A 23,641-nucleotide genomic window follows, 5' to 3' on the forward strand; every position below is an offset into this window, starting at 1 on the left:
CGCTCCGCGCCGGCGCGATCCGCCGGCGCGGCGCCCACAACCAGTCCTCCCGACACCCACGGACCGAACGGAGTCAAGCATGCCCATCGGCGATCGTCCCCAGTTCCTAGCCGGCCTCATCGGCGCCGGCATCCAGCGCTCGCTCAGCCCCACGATGCATGAGCGCGAAGGTCAGGCCCAGGGCCTGAACTACCAGTACCGCATCCTCGACATCGAGCAGCTCGGCCTCACGCCGGTCGATCTGCCCAGGCTGCTCGAAGCCGCGAAGCTCATGGGCTTCGGCGGCCTCAACGTCACCCACCCCTGCAAGCAGGCAATCATTCCCCACCTCGACGAGCTGTCGCCCGACGCCAAGGCGCTCGGCGCGGTCAACACCGTCGTCATCCGCGACGGCCGCACCATCGGCCACAACACCGACTGGTGGGGCTTTGCCGAAGGCTTCAAGCGCGGCCTGCCGGGCGTGAAGCTCGACCGCGCGGTGCAGCTCGGCGCCGGTGGCGCGGGCGCGGCCGTCGCGCATGCGCTGCTCACGATGGGCGTCGGCCGCCTCGCGATCTTCGACATGGACCCGACGCGCGCGGCCAGGCTGGCCGAGGAGCTGTGCGAACGCTTCGGCGCCGGCCGCGCCGTCGGCGGCAGCTCGCTCGAAGACGAGATGGCCGCCACCGACGGCCTCGTGCATTGCACGCCCACCGGCATGGCCGCGCATCCGGGCCTGCCGCTCGACGCCGCGCTGCTGCGCCCGGCGATCTGGGTGTCCGAAATCGTGTATTTCCCGCTCGAGACCGAACTGCTCGCGACCGCGCGCAAGCTCGGCTGCAAGGTGGTGAGCGGCGGCGGCATGGCGGTGTTCCAGGCCGTCGGCGCCTTCCAGCATTTCACCGGGCTGGAAGCCGACGCGGCGCGCATGCTCGCGCACTTCGAAGAGCTGCAGGCGGCGCGCTGAGCGCCGGGCGCAGGCCCGATCCGCACGACCGACCCGCGCCCCGGCGCGGGTTTTTCATTGGCGTCGCGCATCCGCACAACCCCGACGCCGCCGTACGGTGACAGCCCGCCCCGGCGCGGGTTCAATGACGTTCATTCAGTGCGCTGCTCGCGGCGCGATCCCGTCCAACCTCAGTCACCCGGGGCAACGATGATTCCGTCCTCCGTCTGCATCGACACGATCGCCCTCGGCGGCACGCTCGATGCCAAGCTCGCCGCGATCACCGAGGCCGGCTGCAAGTCCGTCATGGTCTGGGGCAACGACCTCATGAGCGACCCGGGCGGCGTCAAGGTCGCGGCGCGCAAGATCCGCGAGTCGGGTCTCGCGGTGGCCGGCTTCCAGCTGCTGCGCAACATCGAGGCGGTCGAGCGCCATCTGGTCGATTACAAGATCGACCTCGCGCGCTCGCTGTTCTCGATGATGGAGGCGGTCGGCACCGACCTGCTGCTCGTGTCGTCGGGCGCCTCGGCGCGCGGCGTGCGCGACATCCCGACGGTCGGCGCGCGGCTGCGCATGCTGGCCGACCTGGGCGAGGCGATCGGCGCGCGCATCGCCTACGAGGCGCTGTCCTGGGGCGGCTTCATCGACACCTGGGAGCTGGCGCATCAGGCAGTGGTGGCGGCCGACCATCCGCGCGTCGGCCTCGTGATCGATTCCTTCCACAGCTTCGCGCGCCACCAGCCGGTCGAGCCGCTGAAGAAGATTCCGGTCGAGCGCATCTTCATGGTCCAGCTGTCGGACGGCGCCTTCGACGCCGTGACCGAGGTGGACGACCTGATCGAGAGCGCGCGCCATCACCGCATCTTTCCGCACGACGGCCAGCATGCCTTCGACATCCGCCACATGGTCGAGACGCTGCACGGCATGGGCTTCGCGGGGCCGTGGGCGATCGAGGTGTTCAACGACGACTACCGCCATCTCGCGCCCGAGGTGGTGATGCGCAAGGCGGTGGAAACGGCCGACTGGCTGCGGCCGGTAATCGGCGCCGAACGCGCCTGACGGCCCACGCGCGGCCGCGCCATCGCGGCGCGGCCGCGCGCGACACCGCCGGGGCCGGACTCAGCCTTTCCTGACGCCGCACGGGCCAAAAAAAAGCCCGACCGAATCATCGGTCGGGCTTTTTTCTGCCGCTGCCCGCCCACGAATGCGGGCTGGCGGCATCGCGGAGAAATCAGGCGCCGCGCTTGGCCATGCGGGCGGCCATCACGGCCTGTTCGCGGCTGGCGTTGTATTCGCTCTCGGCGACCGGCGTGGCCTTGGGGTTGCCCAGCTCGTGCATCGGGACGCGGAAGGTCTCGCGGGCGGTCCAGCAGGCGAAGGCGGCGATCGCGGTGATGAACAGCGCGAGCGAGCCGATCGTGACCGGGATGTCGGTCGAGCCCGGGGGCGAGATCGTCGCGAAGATCGCCGGCAGCATCGCGGTGAGCGCGGTGCCGATGTTCTGCGAGATGGCCATCGCCGAGACGCGGGTGCGGGTCGGGAACAGCTCGGGGTAGAAGCTCGGGAACACCGCGTTGTAGCCCTGGTAGACCATGCCCCACATCAGCAGCGACATGACGATGGCGAGCGCCTCGCTGTGGATGCTGATCGCGTAGAGGTAGCCGTAGGACATCAGGCCGGCGCCGAGCGAGCCGACGATCATGCAGGGGCGACGTCCGATCTTGTCCGACAGGTTGCCGACGAAGGGGATCACGAGCACCGCGACGATGTTGCCGAGCACGGGAATCCACAGGTACACGTCCTTGTGGAAGCCGATGCCGTAGCCGGGCTGCACCGCGTAGGCGGCGCCGAAGATCGAGGTGACGACCGGGATCACGTTCATGAGCGACATCGCGATCACGCGCAGCATGTCGGGCCAGTGGTGCCGGATGGCTTCGAGCACCGGCGCCTTGGGCACGTCGCCCTTCCTGCCTTCGCTGGCGAAGGCCGGGGTCTCGTCCACTTCCTTGCGGATGATGTAGCCCGCGACGATCACGAAGAAGCTGAGCAGGAAGGGAATGCGCCAGCCCCAGACGTTGAAGTCGGCCGGGTCCATGAAGCGCGCGATCGGCAGGAACACGGCGGCGGCGAGAATCTGGCCGGCCTGCACGCCCTGGAGCGTGAAGCTCGAAAAGAAGCCGCGACGGCCGAAGGGCGCGTGCTCAAGAATCATCGAGCTGGCGCCGGAGATTTCCCCCGCCACGGCGAAGCCCTGGATCAGGCGCAGCAGCACGAGCAGCGCCGGCGCGAGCCAGCCGACCTGCTGGTAGGTCGGCAGCAGGCCGACGGCCATGGTCGAGATGCCCATCAGGAACATGCACAGGATCAGCACCTTCTTGCGGCCGTGGGTGTCGCCCCAGTGGCCGAGCACGAAGGCGCCGATCGGACGGGCCACGTAGCCCACGCCGTAGGTGGCAAGCGAGGCGATGATCGCGACCGTCGGGTCGGCCGAGGGGAAGAAGATCTGCGGGAAGATCAGCGAGGCTGCCGTCGCGTAGATGAAGAAGTCGTAGTACTCGAGCGCCGAGCCGATCCAGCCGCTCGCCGTCGCCTTCTTCGCCTGGCCGCCGTGGGGCGGGTGTTGCTTGCTTGCCATGAGTGGGTCTCCGATACCGATGTATGCGTGAGCCGATTCGCCAGACCTGCGGACGGGTCGATCGGGTTCTTGTTGGTGAGGCCGGCCCGCGCGGGAGGAATTGCGTGCGCCGTGGCGCCGGCGTTTTCCGGCACGAGCGAAGGCTAGGCAGCCGCCCCGGCTCGCACAATCACGCTTGCGCGATATTCGCGCGCTCACGTTCGATGATTGTGCGGATCGCGGGTCGGCCCCTAGCGCGTCAAAGGTGCGCCCGTCATGCCGGTTTCGGCACGGATGCAACCCCGCCTCGCGCGGAGCGGGAAGCTGACGTCAGCCCGGAGTGGCGAGGTGGGCGGGCCTGCGGCCGCCGGATGACGCGTCGGCCTGGGCGGGCAGCGCGAACACGGGCGCGGAAACGCCGGCCGCATCGTGGGCGGCAAGCCAGCCGCGCGTGAGTGCGGGCCCGAGCGTGATGCCGCCGGTCGGGTAGCGGCCGCCCATGAGGCTGGCGGCATCGTTGCCGCAGACCCAGAGCCCGGCCATGGGCGCGCCGGCGGCGTCGAGCGCGCGTGCGTGCGCGTCGGTGGCGACGCCGGCAAAGCTGCCGAGGCTGCCCGCGACCACCTTCACCGCGTAGTAGGGCCCGGGGCCGATCGGCCGCACGCAGGGATTGGGCGTGTGGATGGCGTCGCCGCCGATGCGGTTGTAGGGCGTCTCGCCGCGATGGAAGGCCGGGTCGCGGCCCTCGGCGGCGGGCAGGTTGTAGGCGGCGAGCGTGGCGGCGAAGCCGTTGGCGTCGAAGCCGCAGGCGGCCGCGAGTTGCTCGGGCGTGCGGCCGCGCTTCAGATAGCCGTTGCGCAGGAAGCGGCCGATCGGCATCGGCGCCGGCTTGACCGCGCCCAGGCCCCAGCGGCGCAGGAAGGCGTGGTCGCAGACGAGCCACGCTTCGACCGGCGCGCCGGCCGGCAGCGAGGCGCGCAGCGCGAGGATGAAGTCGTAGTAGGAGTCGGCCTCGTTCACGAAACGGCGGCCGGCGGCGTTGACCGCGATGAGGCCGGGCTTGGTGCGCTCGATCAGGTGCGGAAAGTGGCCGCTGCTGCCGTCGGCGCGCGGCACGAGCGAGACGGGCGCCCAGGCCATCGGCTCGGCGAGGTCTTGCGCGATCTTCGCGCATATTCGTTCCGCCATGCGGATGCCGTCGCCGGTGTTGGAGCGCGGCGCGGCCGACCAGTGCTCGGCGCCGGTCGGCGCGGATGGGATGAGCGCGCGCAGCCGCTCGCGGTCATGCGGAAAGCCGCCGCAGGCGAGCACGACGCCGCGCCGCGCCTCGATGCGGAGCGGGCCGACGGGTGTGTCGATCTGCGCGCCGGTCACGCGCTCGCCGTCGCGTGCAAGCGCTGTCACGCGGCTCGACAGCAGCAGTTGCGCGCCGTGGTCGAAGGCCGTCTTGGCGAGCCGGGCGACGAGGGCGTTGCCGTTGACCAGATGCATCCCGCGACCGTGCAGCAGGCGGTCGCGCCAGTGGCGCAGCACGCGGCCGATCACATGACGCAGCGAGGCGGGCGATTTCTGCGCGTCGAAGAAGTGCTTCAGGTCGGCGCCCGACGCGATGCCCATGCCCCAGAGCGTGGTTTCTTCCAGCGGCGGGCGCAGGTCGTGGATGCGCTCCCCGAGGGCGCGGCCGTCGAAGGGCGCGGCGCAGACCGAGCGGCCGCCGCTGCCCGCGCCGGGCGAGCGGCCGTGGAAATCCGGCAGCCGGTTGCCGTCGATGAATTGCAGCGCGGTGCGACTGCGGAAGAACTCGACCATCGCGGGCGCGTGCTCCAGATAGGCGCGCAGCAGCGGCTCGTCGAAATGCGGGCCGAGTTCGTGGCGCAGATAGTCGAGCACCGCGCCGCCGTCCTCGGCGATGCCGGCCTCGCGCGCGAGCGGGTTGCGCGGTACCCACATCCAGCCGCCCGACCAGGCCGACGTGCCGCCGAACTTCGCCTCCTTCTCGACCACGATCACCTTGAGTCCGAGCACCGCCGCCGTGGCGGCCGCCGCGAGTCCGCCGGCGCCCGAGCCGACGACGAGCAGGTCACAGGATTGGGGGGCGGGACTGGCGTGCATCGGCAACTCCGGGAGGATGGTGAGGGCGGTCGCCAGCAGGAATCCGGCAGCCTCGAATAGCAAGAAACAAAATCAGAAGTGGAACCAAGTTCCAAAACAAGGCTAGCATGTCGCCCATCGAATCCACGCAAGGACCGAGGAGGCCATTGACATGCAGCACCCCCTGAGCGGCGCGACGCGCCTGTACCTGATCGTCGGCGACCCGATCGCCCAGGTGAAATCGCCGGCCGGCGTGACCGATGCGCTCCAGCAGCGCGGCCACGACGCCGTCTGCGTGCCCTGGCATGTGGCGCCCGCCGACTTCGACGCCTGCCTGCGCGCGACCGGGCTGGCCAGGAACGTCGATGGCGTGATCGTGACCGTGCCGCACAAGTTCGCGGCCACCGGCCTGTGCGCGACGCTGAGCGAACGCGCGCGCTTTCTCGGCGCCACCAACGTGATGCGCCGCAACGCCGATGGAACCTGGCACGGCGACATGGTCGACGGCCTCGGCTTCACCGAGGCGATGGCCGACGCCGGCTGCCAGCCCGAGGGCAGGCGCGTGCTGCTCGTGGGCGCCGGTGGCGCGGGCTCGGCCATCGCGCATGCGCAGCTGATGGGCGACGCGAGCCTGCTCGCCATCCACGACGAGGACGCCGCGCGGCGCGGCTCGCTCATCGCGCGGCTCGCGGCGCTGGGCCGGGGCGAGGTGGTGGCCGGCTCGGACGATCCGACGGGCTTCGACATCGTCATCAACGCGACGCCGATGGGCATGCGCGAGGGCGATCAGCTGCCGGTGCGCACCGAGCTGTTCACGCCGGAGATGTTCGTCGGCGACGTGATCACCGTGCCGCTCGTGACGCCGATGATCGCGGCGGCGCGTGCAAAGGCTTGCAGGACTTCGCTCGGCACCGAGATGTTCGGCCGCGTGCGCGACCTGATGGTCGACTTCCTGCTCGGCGGCGAGGTGGCGAAATGAGCGATCCCAAGATTGCCCCGACCGACGCGCTGCTGAAGCGCATCACCGCGCCGGTCAAGGCCTCGCTGGCCGACATTCCGGCCGACGCGAGCTATGACGTGGTCGTCATCGGCGCCGGCGGCGCGGGCCTGAGCGCCGCGCTCACGGCCGCGATCGAGGGCGCGCGCGTGCTCGTGGTCGAGCGCACCGAATACCTCGGCGGCACGACGGCGCTGTCGGCCGCGACCACCTGGATTCCGGTCAACTCGCATTGCGCCGATGTCGGCACCCAGGACAGCGTCGAGAAGGCCGAGGGCTTTCTGGCGCGAGCCGTGGGCGAGCGCAGCCCGGCGGCGCTGCGCTCGGCCTTCGTGCGCAACGGCGCGGCGGCGGTCGACTACATCGAGCGCCAGAGCCAGGTGAAGTACCGCGCGCGGCCCTTCCACCCCGACTACCTGTCGGAGCTGGAAGGCAGCACGCTGCGCGGCCGCGCTATCGAGCCCAAGCCCTTCGACGGCCGGCTGCTCGGCGACTGGTTCAGCCTCATCCGTCCGCCGATCCCGGAGTTCACCGTGCTCGGCGGAATGATGGTGGACCGCGACGACATCGCGAACCTGCTCAAGCTCACGAAGGACTGGAACGCCTTCAGGTACTCGCTCGGCATCATCGCGCGCCACGCCAAGGACCGGCTCGGTCATGCGCGCGGCACGCGGCTCGTGATGGGCAATGCGCTGATCGCGCGCCAGCTTTATTCGCTGCTGGAACGGGGTGTGCAGTTCTGCGTGAGCACGCGGCTGGAGCGGCTGATCGTCGATGAGGCTGCAAGCGCATGCAACGAGGGCGGTGTGACGGTCGGCAGTGTGACCGGCGTGGTCCTGAGCGCCGGCGGCGTGACGCGCAGCCTGCGCGTGACCGGCGGCGTCGTGCTCGCGAGCGGCGGCTTCAACCGCCATCCGAAGAAGCGCGCCGAGCGTCTGCCCGGCATCGCGCAGGAATGGTGCCCCGGCGCGCCCGGCCATACCGGCGAGGCGCACGACCTCGCGCTCGCGGCCGGCGCGCGCTACGGCACGGGCGGCTTGAGCGACTGCTTCTGGGCGCCGGTGTCGTTACGAAAGCGCGCCGACGGCAGCACGGCGGCCTTTCCGCACTTTCTGCTCGACCGGGGCAAGCCGGGCTTCGTCACGGTGGACCAGCGCGGCCGGCGCTTCGTCAACGAAAACACGTCCTACCACCTGTTCGGCATCGCGATGCAGGAGGCGAACAAGACCTCGCCCGCGATTCCGGCCTGGCTCGTGACCGACAGCGCCGGCATCGCGCGCTACGGCATGGGCATGGTGCGGCCGGGCGGCAAGGGCTTCGCGCCCTTCATCGCCGAGGGCTATCTGATCGAGGCGCAAACGCTTGCAGAGCTGGCGCAAAAACTGGGTATCGACGCGCGCACGCTCGAAGCCACGATCGCGCAGATGAACGAGGCGGCCGCGAGCGGCGTCGATCCACTGTTTGCGCGCGGTACCACCGACTACCAGCGCGCCAACGGCGACGCGACGCGCACCGAGCTGGCCAACTGCTGCCTCGGGCCGATCGGGCAGGGGCCGTTCTATGCGGTGCGGCTCTACCCGGGCGACATCGGCGCGGCGACCGGTTTCGTGACCGACGCCAATGCGCGCGTGCTCGGCGCGGGCGAGCGGCCGATCGGCGGGCTGTACGCGGTCGGCAACGACCAGCAGTCGGTCATGGGCGGCGTGTATCCGGCGCCGGGCATCACGATCGGGCCGGGGATGGTGTTCGGCTGGCTCGCGGCGCGCGATGCGGTCGCACGGTCGAAGGGCGGCCGCGCCGTCGCGCGCGAGCCGAGCGAGGCGCTGGGCTGACGCCGAGCCAGGCGCCGGGCCGGCCGCCGGCGCCGCCGGCCTGCCGGGGCGGCGCGCTACTTCACCTTCACCAGCCGATCGAGCCGCAGCCGGTCGCGCGCGTCGGTGACGCGATGCACGGCCAGCGTCACCACGCCGAGCACGCCCAGCCCGGTGGCGGCCGCGAGCAGCAGCAGCACGAAGATCTGCGCCTTCGCAGCCTCCACCGGCGGCTGCCCGGCGAGGATCTGGCCGGTCATCATCCCCGGCAGCGTGATGATTCCGGCGGCCGACATCTGGTTGACGATGTGGATGACGCCGGTGCGCATGACCTCGCGGCGCGCGTCGCGCAGCGCCGCGAAGCGTCCGGCGCCGAGCGCCAGCCGCGCCTCGATCGCGGCGCGCTCGCGCGTGACCAGCGTGGTGAAACTGTCGAGCGCGAGGCCGACGCCGTTCATCACCGTGCCGAGCGCGATGCCTGCGAGCGGGATGAGCATCTGGGGCGAGTACCACGGCGTCGCGTCGAGCGTGGCGAGCGCCGGCACCACCGTGATCAGCGTGGCCAGCACCGCCATCGCGCCGCCGATCGCCCGCCCGCCCGGCCCGGCGAAGCGCCGGCGCTGGCGGGCATCGATCTCGCGCGCGGCGGCAAGACACATCACGAGCAGCACGCCGCCCGCGAGCCACGGCGACGACGACCCGAACACCATCGTCAGCACCAGCCCGACGAGCAGCAGCTGCACGCCGCAACGCAGACCACCCACGAGCAGCGCGCGGCCGATGCCGAGATCGAGCGCCGCCGACAGCAGCGCGTCGGCCAGCAGCATGCCGGCCGCGAAGGCGAGCGCGCCGGTGCCGGTCGTGATCGGGTTCATGCCGCGCCCTCCGTCGTCGCGAGCCGTCCGCCGGCCAGCCGCAGGCGCCGAGTGGCGAGCCGGGCCGCCTGCGCCTCGTCATGCGTGACCAGCAGCAGCGCGACGCCGGCCGCGCACTGCGCCGCGAGCAGCGATTCGACGGCCGCCACGTTGCCCGCGTCGAGGCCCGAGGTGGGTTCGTCGAGCAGCAGCACGCGCACGCCGGGGCCGATCGCGCGCAGCAGCGCAAGCCGCTGGCGCTCGCCGGTGGACAGGCGGGCGACGGGCCAGCGCGCGGCCTCGGCCGGCAGGCCCAGCGCGGGCAGTCCCGCCGCGAAGTCGGTGCCGGACGGGAAATGCTCGGCCACCGTCTCGCGCCACCAGCCCGACTCGGCCGGCAGGTAGCGCACCTGCGCGCGCCAGGCGGTGGCGGGCATGCCGGCGCAGGAGCGGCCGTCGAGCAGGCAGTCGCCGTCGTGAGGATCGAGGTCGGCCACCATGCGCAGCAGCAGCGACTTGCCGGCGCCCGACGGCCCGGTGATGGCGAGGCATTCGCCGGCGCCGACGACGAGGTCGATCGGACCGACATTCAGGCGGGCGAGGCCGCGGAGTTCGAGCATCGGAGTGGTGGCGCGGCGGGCGAGGGAAGGAGGCGCGATGCTAGCCGCCGGGCGCGCCGCGCAGCCATGCCGCCGGCCGCGGACCAGGTGGCTGTGCGCCCCGGTAGTTCGTCACGGCGGGTCGCCGGCGTCGCGGGTGGCGCCCGGCGTCGCGCCGGTGTCGGCAAGCCCACGAAGCCGTTGTCACGTTTGATACATAACGAACATGGTCGTGGCTGGGATCGGCGATTTCCGCATGCTCCGATGGTGGTACGCAGGTTGCTCCGGGCTGCGAACATCGCAATTTCCAGACATATATCGCCACACGCTGGGCGCCTGTCCTCCGGATGCGGGAAAACAAGAAGCAAGCAGGACGATGGCGGCAGTGCTTTCGCCGCCATCGAGATGTTTCAGGCGACATGACGTGATCGGGCCACGGTCCGTGCGCGTCGCGTCGCGCTCCCGCGGGAAGCCCCGGGCCGTTCGCGGCCGAAGGGCGGCGGCCAAGCGTGCCGGCTTCCTCCGAGAGCCCACATGCAACTGCCAGTTCCCCGTTCCGCCGGCTTCGTCCGCCGCCTGCTTCCCGCCTGCATCGCGCTGTCCGCCTGCGGCGCCCAGGCCCAGACCGCGCCCGCCGCGCCGCCCGCCGGCCTGCCCGGCATCGGCGACGCGATCCGCGAGAGCCAGCCGCCCGCGCCGCGCCGGGCGCCCGAACGGCCGCCGGCCGCGACCATCGATGAAACCGGCCAGACGCCGCTGAGCCTGCCGTCCGGCGCCACGCTCACGCTGCGCGAGATCCGCCTCGAAGGCGCCGACTTCCTCGACGCCGCGTCCTTGCAAAAGGAGCTCGAGCCCTATCTCGGCCGTCCGCTCACGATGGCCGACATCGACGAGGCGGCGGCGCGCATCACCGCGCGCTACCGCGCCGCCGGCTATCCGGTGGCGCGGGCCTGGGTGCCGCGCCAGGACGCCAGCGGCGGCGTGCTGAGGCTGCAGGTGATCGTCGGGCGCTTCGACAAGCTCAGGCTGCGCAATGACTCGCCGGTGCGCGACAGCATGATCGAACGCGTGCTCGCGCCGCTCGTGGCGGCGCCGGCCATCACCCGGCCGGCGCTGGAGCGCGCGATGCTCCAGGTGTCGGAGCTGTCGGGCGCGACGCTGCCGCGCTTCATCGTCAGCCCGGGGCAGGACGCGGGCACCTCCGATCTCGACGTCGAGGTGGGCGCGACGCCCCGGCTGAGCGGCTTCATCCTCGGCGACAACCACGGTTCGCGCTTCACCGGCGAGCGCCGCCTGAGCGCGGGCGCCGACATCGCGTCGCCGCTCGGCCTCGGCGACCGGCTCGGCCTGACGGTCATGGGCACGCAGGACAAGGGCCTGCGCAACGGCCGCCTCGCCTACGGGCTGCCGCTCACGGGCGACGGGCTGCGCGCCGATGTCGCGCTCACCAAGATCACCTATGAACTCGGCCGCGACTACGCCGATCTGGACGCCGCCGGCCGTTCGCAGGGCGTCGACCTCCAGTTCGGCTATCCGCTGCTGCGCGGACGCGACCGCAGCCTGTGGCTGAGCGTTGCCGGCAGCGCGCGCCAGATGCGCGACGAGGTCGGCCTGGCCGACACCATCAATCCGCGTCAGGCCAAGGCGGTGACGCTCGGCCTGCGCTACGAAGCCTGGGGCAGCCTGGCCGGCCGCCAGACCTATACCGCGCTCAATGCCGGCTTCACCGACGGCCATCTCGCGTTCAAGGACGCGGCCCAGGCCGCGGCCAACCGCGTCGGCGCCGATACCGGCGGCCATTACGGCCGGCTCAACCTCGGCGGCAGCGGCAACCTCGATCTCGGCGCCGGTTTCACGCTCGGCCTGAACGCGAGCGGCCAGAAGGCGCTGCGCGACAAGAACCTCGATTCGAGCGAGCAGTTCGCGGTATCGGGGCCGAACGCGGTCAAGGCCTATCGCGAATGGGTCAGCGCCGACAACGGCTGGCTGCTCGGCGGCGAGCTGGTGTCGGCGCTGCCGGCGGTCGGGCCGGTCGCGCAGACCGTCTCGCTGTTCGCCGACATGGGCCGGGTCTGGCGCCAGCGCGGCGACTGGTCGGCCGCGCCCAACGGCACGCGGCTGGCCGATGTCGGCATCGGCTGGGCGGCGAGGGTGCAGGCGCTTGCGGTGCGCTTCCAGTTCGCGCGCGCGGTCGGTGCCGAGGTCGAGACCGGCAACGATCAGGCACGCACGCGGCTGCTGCTGGCGGTCGGCGCGACGTTCTGAGTGAGGGGGCGGGCACGGCTCCGGCATTCCGGTGCCGGCATGCGGCGCTCGCTCAGGCCGACGCGCGCTCCGGCGCCGGCTGCCGCGCGGCCGGGTGCGTCGCCGCGACCGGCGCGCCCGCCGCGACTCGCCCCGCGATCCAGCCGAAGGTCATCGCCGGTCCGAGATTGATGCCGCCCGACGGATACCAGCCGCCCATCACGCTGGCCATGTCGGTGCCGGCGGCCCAGAGGCCGTCGATGGCCGCGCCGTCCTCGCCGATGACCTGGGCCGAGCCATTGGTTTTCAGCCCGGCGAAGGTGCCGAAGCAGCCCGGCACCACCTTCACCGCATAGAACGGCCCGCGCTCGATCGGCGCGACGCAGGGGTTGGGGCCGTCATGCAGCGCGTCGCCCATCTTGCGGTTGTAGGCCGTCGTGCCCCGGCCGAAGTCGGGGTCGTCGCCGTGGCGCGCGTTGGCGTTGAAGCGGCGCACCGTGGCTGCAAGCGCTTGCGCGTCGATGCCGCAGCGGCGCGCGAGTTCCTCGATCGAACTGGCGCGCACGAGGTAGCCGCTCAGGACCTGCGGCAGCACCGGGATCGGGAAGGGCCGCGAATGGCCGAGGCCGTAGCGGCGCTGGGTGCGGTGGTCGCAGATGAGCCAGGACGCGACCTCGTCGCCGGGCGCCTTCGCGACCATCGCCGCGACATAGTCGTAATAGCCGTCGGCCTCGTTGCAGAAGCGTCGACCGTTGGCGAGCACGCCGATCACGCCCGGCTTGGCGCGGTCGATGATGTGCGGGAAGTGGCCAGTACTGCCGTCCGGATGCCGCGCCAGCGACACCGGCGCCCAGGCGGCGGGCGAGGCGAGGTCGGTGGCGAACACGCCGCCGGCCGACTGGCCGAGCGTGATGCCGTCGCCCGAGCAGCTTGCGGGCGGCAGCGCGAGATGCTCGCGGCCCGTGGGCGTGCGCGGGAACAGCGCCTTGCGCCGCGCGATGTCGTTGGGAAAGCCGCCTGCCGCGAGTACCACGCCACGCCGGGCGCGGATGGTGATCTCGCCGTCGGGCGTGGCCACGACCGCGCCGCGCACCGCCGCACCGTCGAACACGAGGCGCTTCGCGGGCGCGGATTCGATGAAGCGCACGCCGAGCTTCTCGGCCGACTTCGCGAGCCGGCCGACCAGCGCCACGCCGTTGACGAGATGCATCGCGCGGCCGTGCAGGGCGAGGTCGCGCAGATGGCGCAGGAAGCGGCCGACGACGTAACGGAAGGACTTGAACGAGCGCGTCATCGACAGGAAGGCGCCGAGGTCGGCGCCGGCCATGATCGGCATGCCGAGGAAGGAGGTCTCGCGCATCGTGGGTGCAAGCCTTTGCAGCAGCGGGCCGATCTCGCGCGCGTCGTAGGGCGCGGCGATGACCTGGTGGCCGCCCTCGGCCGCGCCGGGCGTGCGGCCGTGCACGTCGGGAATGCCGTTGCCATCGACGAACTTAAGTTCGGTGTGCCGCTCGAAGAACTCGACCATCGGACCGGCGTTGTCAAGGAAGGCGTCGATGCGCTCGGGGTCGTAGCGCGGCCCGAGTTCGTTGCGCAGATAGGTGCGCGGCTGCTCGGGGCTTTCGTGGATGCCGGCGCGCCTGGCGAGCGGATTGCCCGGCACCCACATCCAGCCGCCCGACCAGGCGGTCGCGCCGCCGAGCACCGGCGCCTTCTCGACGACGATGACCCTGAGGCCGTGGAAGGCGGCGGTGACGGCGGCCGACAGGCCGGCCGCGCCGGAGCCGACGACGAGCAGATCGCAGTCGAGCGTGCTGGAGGTGTGCGTCTTCATGGGGGGGAATCGGGGTTGTGCGAAAGGGAGGAAGCGCGCCGGCGCGCCAGCGCGAGGGCGATGACGAAGGCCAGCGCCGTCGCGCCGCCGGCGGCGAGGAAGACGGCCGCATAGCCTGCGTCGCGCGCGAGCAGGCCCGCGACCGGCCCGGCGAGCGCCAGCCCGCCATCGAGAAACACGGCGAAGGCGCCGAGCGCCGCGCCCCGGCTGGCGGCATCGACGCGGCCGACGGCCTCGACGCCGAGCGCCGGAAACACGAGCGAGAAGCCGAAGCCCGTCAGCGCCGCGCCCGCGAGCGCCCAGACCATCGTCGGCGCGAAGCCGAGCAGCGCGAGGCCGGCGGCCTCGGCCACGAGCGAGCACAGCGCGACCCGGTAGCCGCCGGCGCGCCCGATCGCGTCCGCGAACAGCAGGCGCGCGGCGATGAAGGCGAGGCCGTAGGCGGTGAGCGCGCCGGCCGGATGAGCCCAGCCCCGGCTCGCGTAATGCAGGCCGATGAAGCTCGCGATGCAGCCGAAGCCGAGCGTCGCGAGGCAGAGCGCGGCGCCGTGCGGCAAGACCGCGCGGAACACGCGGCCGAGCGGCATGCGCCGGCCGTGGACGATCGGCGCCTCGGGCCGCGACCAGGCGAACAGCCAGCCGCCGGCCGCGCAGGCGATGACCGCGAGCCCCATCGCGAGAAAGCCGCCCGCGTGGAAGACGGCCAGCCCGATCGGCGCGCCGAAGGACAGCGCGCCATAGGTGGCGATGCCGTTCCAGGAAATGACCTGGGCCATGTGCCGGCCGCCGGTGTTGGCGATGCCCCAACTCAGCGCCGCGGTGGCGGCCCAGCTCTCGCCGAGGCCGAGCAGCAGCCGGCTGGCGACCAGCAGCCCGAAGGGCAGCACGACGGCGGCGCCGCCGGCCGCGAGTTCGGCGGCGTCGGCGGCCTCGACCGCAAGTGCCGCCGCGACCAGCAGCAGGCCGCCGCCGACATGGGCCGCGAGGCCGCGCAGCATCGTGCCGCGCGCCCCCCGGCTGTCGCAGCGCCGCCCGGCGCCGGGGCGCGAGAGCGTGGTCGCGAGGTATTGCGCGCTGACCGCGACGCCGGCCATCACGGTGCCGAGGCCGAGGCGGTCATGCACGAACACCGCCACGACCGCGAGCGGCAGCCCCACGCACAGATAGCTGACGAAGTTGAGCGCGACGATGCGCAGGATCTCCGCCAGCCGCGCGCGTTCCGACAGCGGCGCGGCGAGGGGTGCCGCCGGCGCGGTCATGGTCAGGCCGCCGCCTTCAGGTCGATGCCGGCGAGCATGCGTTCGGCCGCCGCGCGCAGGCGCTTCGCGCGCTCGAGCGCGCCGACCGTCTTCGCGAGTTCGGTCTGCGGAATCTCGACGCTGAGCGCGCCCGGCGCCTCGCCCACCGCGCGCAGGATGCCGACGAGGTCGAGGCCGCCTTCGCCGGGCGGCAGGCGTTCGGCGCGGGCCTGGAACAGCAGCTCCTCGACCGTGTCGGGGCGCTTCGCGGGCGCGTCGCAGAACTGCACGTAGCCGAAGCGCGCGGGCGAGGCGAGGGCGATCTGGTCGGCGGTGTTGCCGGCGCGGTCGAAGTGGATCGGGTCGATGAGCAGGCCGGCCTCGGGCATGCCGGTGGCCTCGACGATGCGCAGGCCCTGCACGAAGTCCTTGCAGTCGGTCCAGGGCATCGGTTCGAGGTGGGGGCGGATGCCGTAGCCGCGCGCGAGTTCGCAAGTGGCGGCGAGGTTGGCGGTGAGGCGGGATTCGTCGGGATCGTTGCCGGCGATGAGCGCGAAGCGCGCGCCGAGTTCGGCTGCGGTGGCGAAGATCGGCTCGAAGTCGGCCACCTTCGTGTCGGGCTTGAGCCGGAGGATCTCGATGTCGCCGCATTGGACGCCGGTCTCGGCGAGGGCGCGCTTCATGTCGCGCACGGTGGGGGTGTTGCCCACGGTGTCCCAGTGCGGTTCGGTCGGCGTGGCGGGCACGAGGCGCAGGCCGATGAAGGGATAGCCCGCGTCGGCGGCGCAGCGGATCATCGCCGCCGGGTCGAGTTCGAGCACCGTGAGCGCGGCGAGGGAGAGCGGAATCTGCATGGCAAGTGCTCCTTTCAGCGCAGCGGCGAGAACGCGGCCGGGATGCCGATCGTGCTCTTCATGTGCGTGAGGTTGGCCGGACCACCCACGGGCGGCCAGACGCCGGTGGCCACGGCCTCGGCGCGGATGCGGCTGCGCTCGTCCACGCTCGCATACGGCCAGATGTTGAGGAAGCGCGGCGATTCGCCGTCGAGGGCGTAGAAGGCGCCCACGAGCGGCGACAGCGCGCCGCGCGCCGGCATGGCCTTTTCCCAGGCGTCGATCGTCAGGCCGAGCGCGCCGTACTTGATGCCGTAGGTGCGCAGTTCGTACACCGGGCCGCGCGCGCCGGTCTCGACCTCGGGCAGCCAGGGGAAGCGGGCGTAGCTGCCGGTGTCGAGCTTTTCGAGCCATTCGGCGCAGCCGAGCGGATTGGGCGCGGCGAGCAGCTTCGCGCGCGCCGCCATGAGGGCGTTGGCATCGTCGAAGCGCCGGAAGATGAGGATTTCGTTCAGCGCGCCGATGTCGGCGTTCCACACGCCGAGCAGTTCGCCGCCGAGGGCGGGCAGATGTTCCTGGATCGCGGGCAGCGCCTTGCCTTGCGTGGCGACGCGGACGGTGAGGGTGGTGAGGTCGTAGATGCTCATGGGATGCGGCTTCTGGCGGAGGGGGTGAAGGGTGTCGATGCAGGTTTCGCGGGCGCGAGCCGACCCTCGGCGCGTCCGCGAGGCGGAAGCACCGGCGGGCCTTGCGGCCGGGTGTCGGCGGGTCAGGCGCGCAGCAGGGTCGGGACGGGCGCGGGCGGCAGCCTGGCGTCGAGCTGCTGGAAGTAGTTGGAAGTCAGGCTCGCGAGGCCGATTTCCTTCGCGGCGGTGATGACCTCCGGCGCGATGCGGTGCATGCGCTCCACCTCCAGCCGGCTGCTCGGGCCGGCCACGCTCAGCGTGCCGAGCACGGCGCCCGAATTGGGATGGCGCACCGGCACCGACACGGCCGCGAGGCCGAGCTGGGAGGCGTCATGCGCGATCGAATAGCCGAGGCGGCGCGCCTCGCGCAGCTTGTCGAGCAGGGCATCGACGGTGCGCGGCGCGTTGGGACCGAGGTCGTCGCCGCGCTGGAAGCCCTGGCGCGACACGAGCGCGAGCGCGTCCTCGTCGCTGAGGCAGGACAGCCAGGCATGGCCCGACGAGGTGGAACTGAGCGGCGCCTCGCGGCCCATGTCGGGGTCGTAGCGCAGGCCGCTGCGCGCGCCCTGCGACTTCGCGACCCACACGAGGCGGTCGCCATCGCTGACGCCGAGGCGCACCAGTTCGCCGGTGTGCGCGGCAAGCCGGTCGAGGATGGGCTGGGCGGTATCGACCACGCCGGTGGCCGCGAGCAGCGTGAAGGCGAGCGTGACGAGGCGCGCGCTCAGGTAGTAGCGCAGGCTGGCCGCGTCCTGGCGCACATAGCCAAGCTCGGCCAGTTCGGCGAGCAGGCGGTGCGTCGCGCTCTTGGGGATGCCGAGCGTGTCCGCGATCTCCTGCAAGGGCAGGCCCGCGTTCTGCGCCGACAGCAGCTCCACGACCGCGAAGGCGCGGCCGATCTGGGTCTGACTCATGGGAAGGCTCCCGTATCGACTGATTCAGTTCGATATAGGAACGCAGTTCCAGATTTGACGCAAGCCTTGCGCGAAGTTCGCGCGGCCGGCGTGGGCGTGGCGATGCCGGCGACCGGCGTCGTCAGATCGCCGGCATCAGCGAATGCGCGGCTTCGAGCAGGATCGGCAGCACGCGCTCGACGGTCTGCTCGGTGCTTTCCTTGTTCATGACGAGGCTCACGCTGAGGGCGCCGATCACCTCGCCGACGCGGTTGCGCAGCGGCACCGCGATGCCGCGCACGTTCTGCTCCATCTGCTGTTCGAGGAGGGCGTAGCCGAGCATGCGGGCGCGGTCCACGGCCTGCCGCACGCTGGTGCGGTCGATCATCGTGAACGGGGTGAAGGGGTGAAAGGTCTGGCGCGCGAGCCAGCCCTCGAACTGTTCGGGCGGCTGGGTGGCGAGCATCGCGATGCCGGCCGACGACACCGACGCCGGCACCCGCGCCCCGAGCACGAAGCCCACGTTCTGCACACGGTTGGCGCCGTTGCGCGCGATGTACACGACCTCGTCGCCGTCAAGCACCGCGCAGTACGCGGCCTCGCCGACGAGGCTGGTGATGCGTTGCAGATAGGGATGGACGGTGCGCGGCAACCGCGCCGATTCGAGATAGCTCCAGCCCAGTCGCAGCACGCGCGGCGTGAGCCAGAACAGCTTGCCGTCGCTCGCGGCATAGCCGAGGTGGACGAGCGTGAGCAAATAGCGGCGCGCGGCGGTGCGCGTGAGGCCGGCGCGCTCGGCCGCCTGGGTGGCGGTGAGGCGCGGATTGGCGTGGTCGAAGGCGGTGATGACCGCGAGGCCGTATTCGAGGCCGGCGATCCAGTCGCGCTTGTTGAGTTCGTTGGTCATGGCGATCGGTCGAAGCATCGGCGGCGGAAGTGCCGCCGGCCGGGCGCGTTCAGGCGCCGGCCGACATGTTCCAATGATCGCACGCGTTTGCGCGATGTTCGCGCGGTCTAGGGGTTTGAGCGGGCTTGCCCGCCGAGCGGCGGCCGGTCATGGCACCGGCCGCACGGCCGCAAGCCTCACGCGAGCATCGGCAGTCCGACGTAGTTCTCCGCCAGCGCGGTTTTCGCGGCGGTCGAGCCGACGAGGTAGTCGAGTTCGGCGCGCTGGATCGCGCGGTCGAAGTCGCCCTGATCGGGAAAGCGGTGCAGCAGCGAGGTCATCCACCAGCTGAAGCGCTCGGCCTTCCAGATGCGCGAGAGCGCGCGCTGCGAATAGGCGTCGATGCCCTCGCTGCTGTTGGCGCGGAAGAATTCGGTGATGCCGCGCGCGAGGTAGAGCACGTCGCTCGCCGCGAGGTTGAGGCCCTTGGCGCCCGTGGGCGGGACGATGTGGGCCGCGTCGCCGGCGAGGAAGAGGCTGCCGAAGCGCATCGGCTCGGTCACGAAGCTGCGCAGCGGCGCGATGCTCTTCTCGATCGACGGGCCGGTCGTGGTGGTGGCGGCGGCCTCCTCGGGCAGGCGGCGCAGGTACTCGTCCCAGAAGCGGTCGTCGCTCCAGTCTTCCACCTTGTCGTCGAGCGAGCACTGGATGTAGCAGCGCACGCGCGTCTTGCTGCGCATGCTGCTGAGCGCGAAGCCGCGTTCGCTGTTCGCGTAGATGAGTTCGTCGGTCACGGGCGGCACGTCGGCCAGGATGCCGAGCCAGCCGAAGGGATAGACGCGCTCGAAGGTGCGGACGCGCTCGGCCACCGTCCTGCGGCTCACGCCGTGGAAGCCGTCGCAGCCGGCGACGAAGCGGGCGCTGATCTCGTGCGTCTCGCCGTCCTTCACGAATCGAACCTTGGGATTGTCGCCGTCGATGTCGTGGATGCTCGCGTTGTCGGCCTCGTAGAAAGTGCTGCGGCCGGCGGCCTTGCGCGCGTCCATGAGGTCGCGCGTGACCTCGGTCTGACCGTACACGACCACATGCTTGCCGATCAGCTCCTCGAAGTTGACGCGATGGCGCTGGCCGCCGAAGGCGAGTTCGACGCCGTGGTGGATCAGGCCCTCGCGGTGCAGCCGTTCGGCGCAGCCGGCCTGCTCCAGCGCCTCGACGCAGACGGTTTCGAGCACGCCGGCGCGGATGCGGCCGAGCACGTAGTCGGGGCTGCGCTGCTCGACGACGATGTTGTCGATGCCGGCCTGGCTCAGCAGTTCGCCGAGCAGCAGGCCAGAGGGGCCGGCGCCGACGATGGCGACCTGGGTGGTGTGGTTCATGCGCGCCTCCGTGATGTGGTTGATGGACGCGAAGCCTGGGCCTGCGGCTCCGGCACGCCAATGGACGGGGCGAACGATGAATTGTGATAATCGAACATCGAGGGTATTCCCCGAACCCTCGGCCACGGCAGGCTTGAAGATGAATTCCATCCCCATCTATGCGCTCTACAAGGGCGACGGCGAACGCCTCGACGAGCCCTTTCATTGCGAGTCGATCGCCTCGCGCAGCCAGTTGCACGACTGGGAGATCAAGCCGCACCGGCATGAGCATTTCCTGCAGCTGCTGTACGTGCGGCGCGGTCGGGCCGAGGCGACGGTGGACGGCGAGATGCTCGCGCTGCCGGCCGGCACGCTGCTGACGGTGCCGGCGCGCGTGGTGCATGGCTTCGTGTTCTCGCGCGACGTGGACGGCGTGGTGGTCACGCTCGACGAGCGTTATGTGCAGAGCCTGCTGGCTGCCGTGCCCGAGGTGGCGGCGCGCCATGCGCGGGCGCGTCGGCTGGAGGTGGGCGATTCGGTGGGGCTGCGCAATGCGCTCGAAGGGCTGGTTGCCGAGATGGAGGGCAACGGCGGCTGGCGCGGCGCGGCGATCGCCGCGCTGCTGCCGCTCGTGCTGCTGCTTGGCGCCCGGCTCTGCGATGACGACGCGCCCGCCGCCGACACCACCGACGCCGGCGACCATGCCGATCGCCACTACCGCCGCTTCACCGAACTGCTCGACAGGCGTTACCGCGAGCGGCTGGGCGTGAACGAGTACGCGGCGGAACTCGGCATCACGCCGACCCACCTCAACCGCATCTGCAAGCAGAAGGCCGGCCGGCCGGCGCTCGACTGCATCCGCGCGCGCACCGTGGTCGAGGCCCAGCGCGACCTCATCTACACGACGCTCGGCATCAAGCACATCGCGCTCACGCTCGGCTTTGCCGATGCTGGCTATTTCACGCGCTTCTTCGTCGGCGCCTGCGGGCAGACGCCCGGCGAGTTCCGCCGGCAGGCGCGGGCGCGGCTGCGTGCGGCGGCGCGCTGAGGGGCGAGGGCGGGCGAGGGCGGCGGTCCCGCCGCGCGCCGGCCGAGGCTCGGTCGCGCAGGGCGGCAGCCGGCCTCAGGCCAGCATCCGCCCCAGTTCCTCGGCCGCCTCGCGCAGCACGGGCAGCAGCCGGCCTTCCATCTCGGCGATCGAACGGCGCGAGCTGAGCGTGCCCACGTTCATCGCCGCCACGACACGGCCGCGCCGGTCGCGCACCGGCACGGCGATCGAGCGCAGCCCGACTTCGAGCTCCTGGTCGTTGACCGCATAGCCCTGCTCGCCCGCGAGCCGGATCGCGTCGCGCAGCTCGGTCACGGTCGCGATCGTGCGCGCGGTGCGGCGCAGTGGCTGCGCTTCGGCCAGATAGGCATCGAGCTTCTCGGGCGGGAGCGCCGCGAGCAGCACGCGGCCGAGCGAGGTGCAATAGGCAGGCAGCCGGCTGCCCACGTTGAGGTTGATCGACATGATGCGGTCGCTGCCGTGCGAGCGCGCCACGTAGGCGATCTCGCGTCCTTCGAGCGTGGCGACCGACGCGGACTCGCCGGTACGCGCCGCGAGCCGCTCCAGCACGCCGGGCGCCAGCGCCACCAGCGGCGACGAACTCAGGTAGGCATGGCCGAGCGCGAGCACCTTGGGCGTGAGCCGGTAATGCTTGCCGTCCTCACAGCTCGCGAAGCCGAGCAGCACCAGCGTGTGCAGGCAGCGCCGCACCGCCGCGCGCGACAGGCCGGTGCGATGGCTGAGCTGGGCGCAGGTGACGGCGCGCTGCTGGTCGTCGAAGGCCATGAGCACCGCCAGGCCGCGCGCGAGCGAGGTCATGAAATCGGGATCGCCGGCATGGGCGGCGGCATCGGCCGCGCTGCGGTCGAGCATGGCGACGGGTCGGGCGGCAGGAACGGGGGCGTCGGACAGCGGCATGGCGGAGCGGGGGAGGTGCGAAACGCGGCGCTGCCAATCTTGCGCCGGCAAACGTTCGATGAGCGAACAGCACGGCCAGCAATCGAACAGGGAAAACCCTTGAAGTTCGATTCCGCCCATGCCGTGTCCGAAATCGGCAAGCGCTTTCAGGGCAGTGGATGCGACAAACGCCCCACGCGGCGCCAGACCGCGACGACCGAAGATCACCAGCGAGACCCCATCCATGAATGCTCCCGTCCGGCTCGATGTCCAGGCCTTCCTGAACCGGCATCGGTTTTCCACCTTCCAGTGGGGCGTGTTCGCGCTCTGCTTCCTCGTCGTGCTGCTCGACGGCTTCGATACCGCCGCCATCGGCTACATCGCGCCCTCGCTCGTGAAGGAATGGGGCGTGTCCAAGCCCCAGCTCGCGCCGGTGCTGAGCGCGGCGCTGTTCGGTCTCGCCGGCGGGGCGCTGTCGGCCGGGCCGCTCGCCGACCGGCTCGGTCGCAAGCTGGTGCTGGTCGGCTCGGTGCTGGTGTTCGGCATCGCCTGCCTCGGCTCGTCGTTTGCCGGCGACCTCACGCAACTGTCGATCGCGCGCTTCCTGACCGGCCTCGGCCTCGGCGCCGCGATGCCCAACGCGGTCACGCTCATGAGCGAGTACTGCCCGGAACAGCGTCGCGCCACGCTCACCAACGCGATGTTCTGCGGCTTTCCGCTCGGCGCGGCCTGCGGCGGCTTTCTCGCGGCCTGGATGATCCCGATCTGGGGCTGGCGCAGCGTGCTGGTGCTCGGCGGCATCGCGCCGCTGGTGCTGGTGGCGCTGATGGTCTTCCTGCTGCCGGAGTCGGTGCGCCACATGGTCGCGCGCGGCGTGGTGGCGGAGCGCATCCGCACGGTGCTGCGCAAGATCTCCGACGAGGCCGGCAATGCAAGCGCCTTCATCCTGAGCGAGAAGGCGCCGGCCACCGACGGCAAGGCCGGCATCGCGCTGGTGCTGTCGCCGGCCTACCGCATCGGCTCGGCGATGCTCTGGCTGACCTACTTCATGGGCCTCGTCATCTTCTATGCGCTCATCAACTGGATGCCGATCCTGTTCAAGGACGCCGGCATCGCGCCGAAGGACGCGACGCTCATCTCGGCGCTGTTTCCGCTCGGCGGCGTGGGCGCGATCCTCACCGGCTGGCTGATGGACCGCTTCAATCCCAACCGCGTGATCGCCGCCTGCTTCGCGCTGACGGCGGTGGCGGTGTGGGCGATCGGCCAGGCGGTGGGCATGGGCAGTGTCGGCCTGCTCGTGGTGGTGGTGTTCGGCGCGGGCGCGCTCATGAACACGGCGCAATCGTCGATGGGTTCGCTCGCGGCGGCCTTCTACCCGACGGCCGGGCGCGCGACCGGCGTGGCCTGGATGCTCGGCATCGGCCGCTTCGGCGGCATCGCGGGTTCCTTCCTCGTGGCCGAGGCCCAGGCCGCGCAACTGAGCCTGCCGGCGACCTTCACGGTGCTGGCCGTGCCAGGCGCGATCGCGATGGTGGCGCTGCTCATCAAGCAGATGCGCCATCCGGATGCCGGCCGGGGCATTCCGGCGGGTGTCGCGGGGCATTGAGCCGGTCGTGAACGGCGTGGCATTCGACCGACACTGGCGCCAAACGCTTGGTGATCGGCCGGAATCGGGCTATAAACGCGCCCTCGCTGTTCCCCGATAGCTCAGTCGGTAGAGCGCCGGACTGTTAATCCGTAGGTCCCTGGTTCGAGCCCAGGTCGGGGAGCCAAGGAACAGCATCGAAAAGCCCCGTGGTCGCAAGCCACGGGGCTTTTTGCTTTGTCCGCCGTTTG

The 23,641-nt window shown here is 71.5% G+C and carries 19 protein-coding genes and 1 tRNA gene; 8 read left to right on the top strand and 12 right to left on the bottom strand.

The window, feature by feature from the left end; translation table 11 throughout:
- The first annotated feature begins 79 nt into the window (after window positions 1-79).
- Both H566_RS0106940 and H566_RS0106945 read left to right on the top strand, forming a co-directional pair.
- Window positions 80-946 (top strand): shikimate dehydrogenase, encoded by an 867-nt coding sequence (locus H566_RS0106940; RefSeq protein ID WP_028310872.1) that lies wholly within the window; start codon window positions 80-82, stop codon window positions 944-946.
- A gap of 189 nt (window positions 947-1,135) precedes the next feature.
- Window positions 1,136-1,984 (top strand): sugar phosphate isomerase/epimerase family protein, encoded by an 849-nt coding sequence (locus H566_RS0106945; RefSeq protein WP_028310873.1) that lies wholly within the window; start codon window positions 1,136-1,138, stop codon window positions 1,982-1,984.
- Between the two features lie 172 nt (window positions 1,985-2,156).
- Here the strand turns inward: H566_RS0106945 and H566_RS0106950 are convergent, their stop codons facing one another.
- On the bottom strand, window positions 2,157-3,560 hold the full coding sequence (locus H566_RS0106950) for an MFS transporter (protein ID WP_028310874.1): 1,404 nt from the start codon (window positions 3,558-3,560) through the stop codon (window positions 2,157-2,159).
- Between the two features lie 309 nt (window positions 3,561-3,869).
- A complete protein-coding gene (locus tag H566_RS23490; protein ID WP_051378282.1) occupies window positions 3,870-5,651 on the bottom strand; it encodes an FAD-dependent oxidoreductase in 1,782 nt (593 codons plus the stop codon).
- Between the two features lie 151 nt (window positions 5,652-5,802).
- Here H566_RS23490 and H566_RS0106960 point away from each other — a divergent pair, with 151 nt between their 5' ends.
- Together H566_RS0106960 and H566_RS0106965 are read left to right on the top strand one after the other, a co-directional pair.
- Entirely contained in the window at window positions 5,803-6,609 is an 807-nt protein-coding gene (locus H566_RS0106960; protein WP_034410951.1) for a shikimate dehydrogenase family protein, read from the top strand.
- The gene (locus tag H566_RS0106965) at window positions 6,606-8,459 is read left to right on the top strand and encodes an FAD-dependent oxidoreductase (protein WP_084544856.1); all 1,854 of its coding nucleotides are present in this window, start codon (window positions 6,606-6,608) and stop codon (window positions 8,457-8,459) included. The genes H566_RS0106960 and H566_RS0106965 overlap by 4 nt, the downstream gene beginning before the upstream one ends.
- A gap of 56 nt (window positions 8,460-8,515) precedes the next feature.
- Here the strand turns inward: H566_RS0106965 and H566_RS0106970 are convergent, their stop codons facing one another.
- The gene (locus H566_RS0106970; RefSeq protein WP_028310877.1) at window positions 8,516-9,313 is read right to left on the bottom strand and encodes an ABC transporter permease; all 798 of its coding nucleotides are present in this window, start codon (window positions 9,311-9,313) and stop codon (window positions 8,516-8,518) included.
- A complete protein-coding gene (locus H566_RS23495) occupies window positions 9,310-9,912 on the bottom strand; it encodes an ABC transporter ATP-binding protein (protein ID WP_034410952.1) in 603 nt (200 codons plus the stop codon). The genes H566_RS0106970 and H566_RS23495 overlap by 4 nt, the downstream gene beginning before the upstream one ends.
- Window positions 9,913-10,425: 513 nt before the next feature.
- Between H566_RS23495 and H566_RS0106980 the strand changes: the two genes are divergently transcribed.
- The gene (locus tag H566_RS0106980; RefSeq protein WP_028310878.1) at window positions 10,426-12,156 is read left to right on the top strand and encodes a ShlB/FhaC/HecB family hemolysin secretion/activation protein; all 1,731 of its coding nucleotides are present in this window, start codon (window positions 10,426-10,428) and stop codon (window positions 12,154-12,156) included.
- Between the two features lie 52 nt (window positions 12,157-12,208).
- Here the strand turns inward: H566_RS0106980 and H566_RS23500 are convergent, their stop codons facing one another.
- The 7 genes from H566_RS23500 to pobA all read right to left on the bottom strand — a co-directional run bounded on the left by H566_RS23500 (window position 12,209) and on the right by pobA (window position 19,881).
- Window positions 12,209-13,969 carry an FAD-dependent oxidoreductase gene (locus H566_RS23500; protein ID WP_051378284.1) on the bottom strand — a complete coding sequence of 587 codons (1,761 nt, stop codon included), beginning with the start codon at window positions 13,967-13,969 and terminating at the stop codon, window positions 12,209-12,211.
- A complete protein-coding gene (locus H566_RS0106990) occupies window positions 13,966-15,228 on the bottom strand; it encodes an MFS transporter (protein WP_028310879.1) in 1,263 nt (420 codons plus the stop codon). The genes H566_RS23500 and H566_RS0106990 overlap by 4 nt, the downstream gene beginning before the upstream one ends.
- Before the next feature lie 2 nt (window positions 15,229-15,230).
- Window positions 15,231-16,061, bottom strand: a complete 831-nt coding sequence (locus H566_RS0106995; RefSeq protein WP_028310880.1) for a sugar phosphate isomerase/epimerase family protein — start codon at window positions 16,059-16,061, stop codon at window positions 15,231-15,233.
- A gap of 14 nt (window positions 16,062-16,075) precedes the next feature.
- A complete protein-coding gene (locus H566_RS0107000) occupies window positions 16,076-16,687 on the bottom strand; it encodes an NIPSNAP family protein (RefSeq protein ID WP_028310881.1) in 612 nt (203 codons plus the stop codon).
- Between the two features lie 122 nt (window positions 16,688-16,809).
- Complete coding sequence (locus H566_RS23505) at window positions 16,810-17,640, bottom strand: IclR family transcriptional regulator (RefSeq protein ID WP_051378286.1); 831 nt, start codon at window positions 17,638-17,640, stop codon at window positions 16,810-16,812.
- Between the two features lie 121 nt (window positions 17,641-17,761).
- Window positions 17,762-18,526 (bottom strand): IclR family transcriptional regulator domain-containing protein, encoded by a 765-nt coding sequence (locus H566_RS0107015; protein ID WP_028310882.1) that lies wholly within the window; start codon window positions 18,524-18,526, stop codon window positions 17,762-17,764.
- Between the two features lie 176 nt (window positions 18,527-18,702).
- Window positions 18,703-19,881, bottom strand: a complete 1,179-nt coding sequence (pobA, locus tag H566_RS0107020) for a 4-hydroxybenzoate 3-monooxygenase (RefSeq protein ID WP_034410954.1) — start codon at window positions 19,879-19,881, stop codon at window positions 18,703-18,705.
- Window positions 19,882-20,020: 139 nt separating this feature from the next.
- Here pobA and H566_RS0107025 point away from each other — a divergent pair, with 139 nt between their 5' ends.
- The gene (locus tag H566_RS0107025; RefSeq protein ID WP_028310884.1) at window positions 20,021-20,908 is read left to right on the top strand and encodes a helix-turn-helix domain-containing protein; all 888 of its coding nucleotides are present in this window, start codon (window positions 20,021-20,023) and stop codon (window positions 20,906-20,908) included.
- Between the two features lie 75 nt (window positions 20,909-20,983).
- Here H566_RS0107025 and H566_RS0107030 read toward each other — a convergent pair whose 3' ends face one another.
- Window positions 20,984-21,781 carry an IclR family transcriptional regulator domain-containing protein gene (locus H566_RS0107030; RefSeq protein ID WP_051378287.1) on the bottom strand — a complete coding sequence of 266 codons (798 nt, stop codon included), beginning with the start codon at window positions 21,779-21,781 and terminating at the stop codon, window positions 20,984-20,986.
- Window positions 21,782-22,049: 268 nt separating this feature from the next.
- Between H566_RS0107030 and H566_RS0107035 the strand changes: the two genes are divergently transcribed.
- Window positions 22,050-23,411, top strand: coding sequence for an MFS transporter (locus H566_RS0107035; protein ID WP_028310886.1), 1,362 nt, complete (start codon window positions 22,050-22,052; stop codon window positions 23,409-23,411).
- 90 nt (window positions 23,412-23,501) lie between these two features.
- Window positions 23,502-23,577, top strand: a tRNA-Asn gene (locus H566_RS0107040).
- Window positions 23,578-23,641: the final 64 nt, after the last annotated feature.

It is taken from the genome of Derxia gummosa DSM 723, assembly GCF_000482785.1.
GTDB classification, from domain to species: domain Bacteria; phylum Pseudomonadota; class Gammaproteobacteria; order Burkholderiales; family Burkholderiaceae_E; genus Derxia; species Derxia gummosa.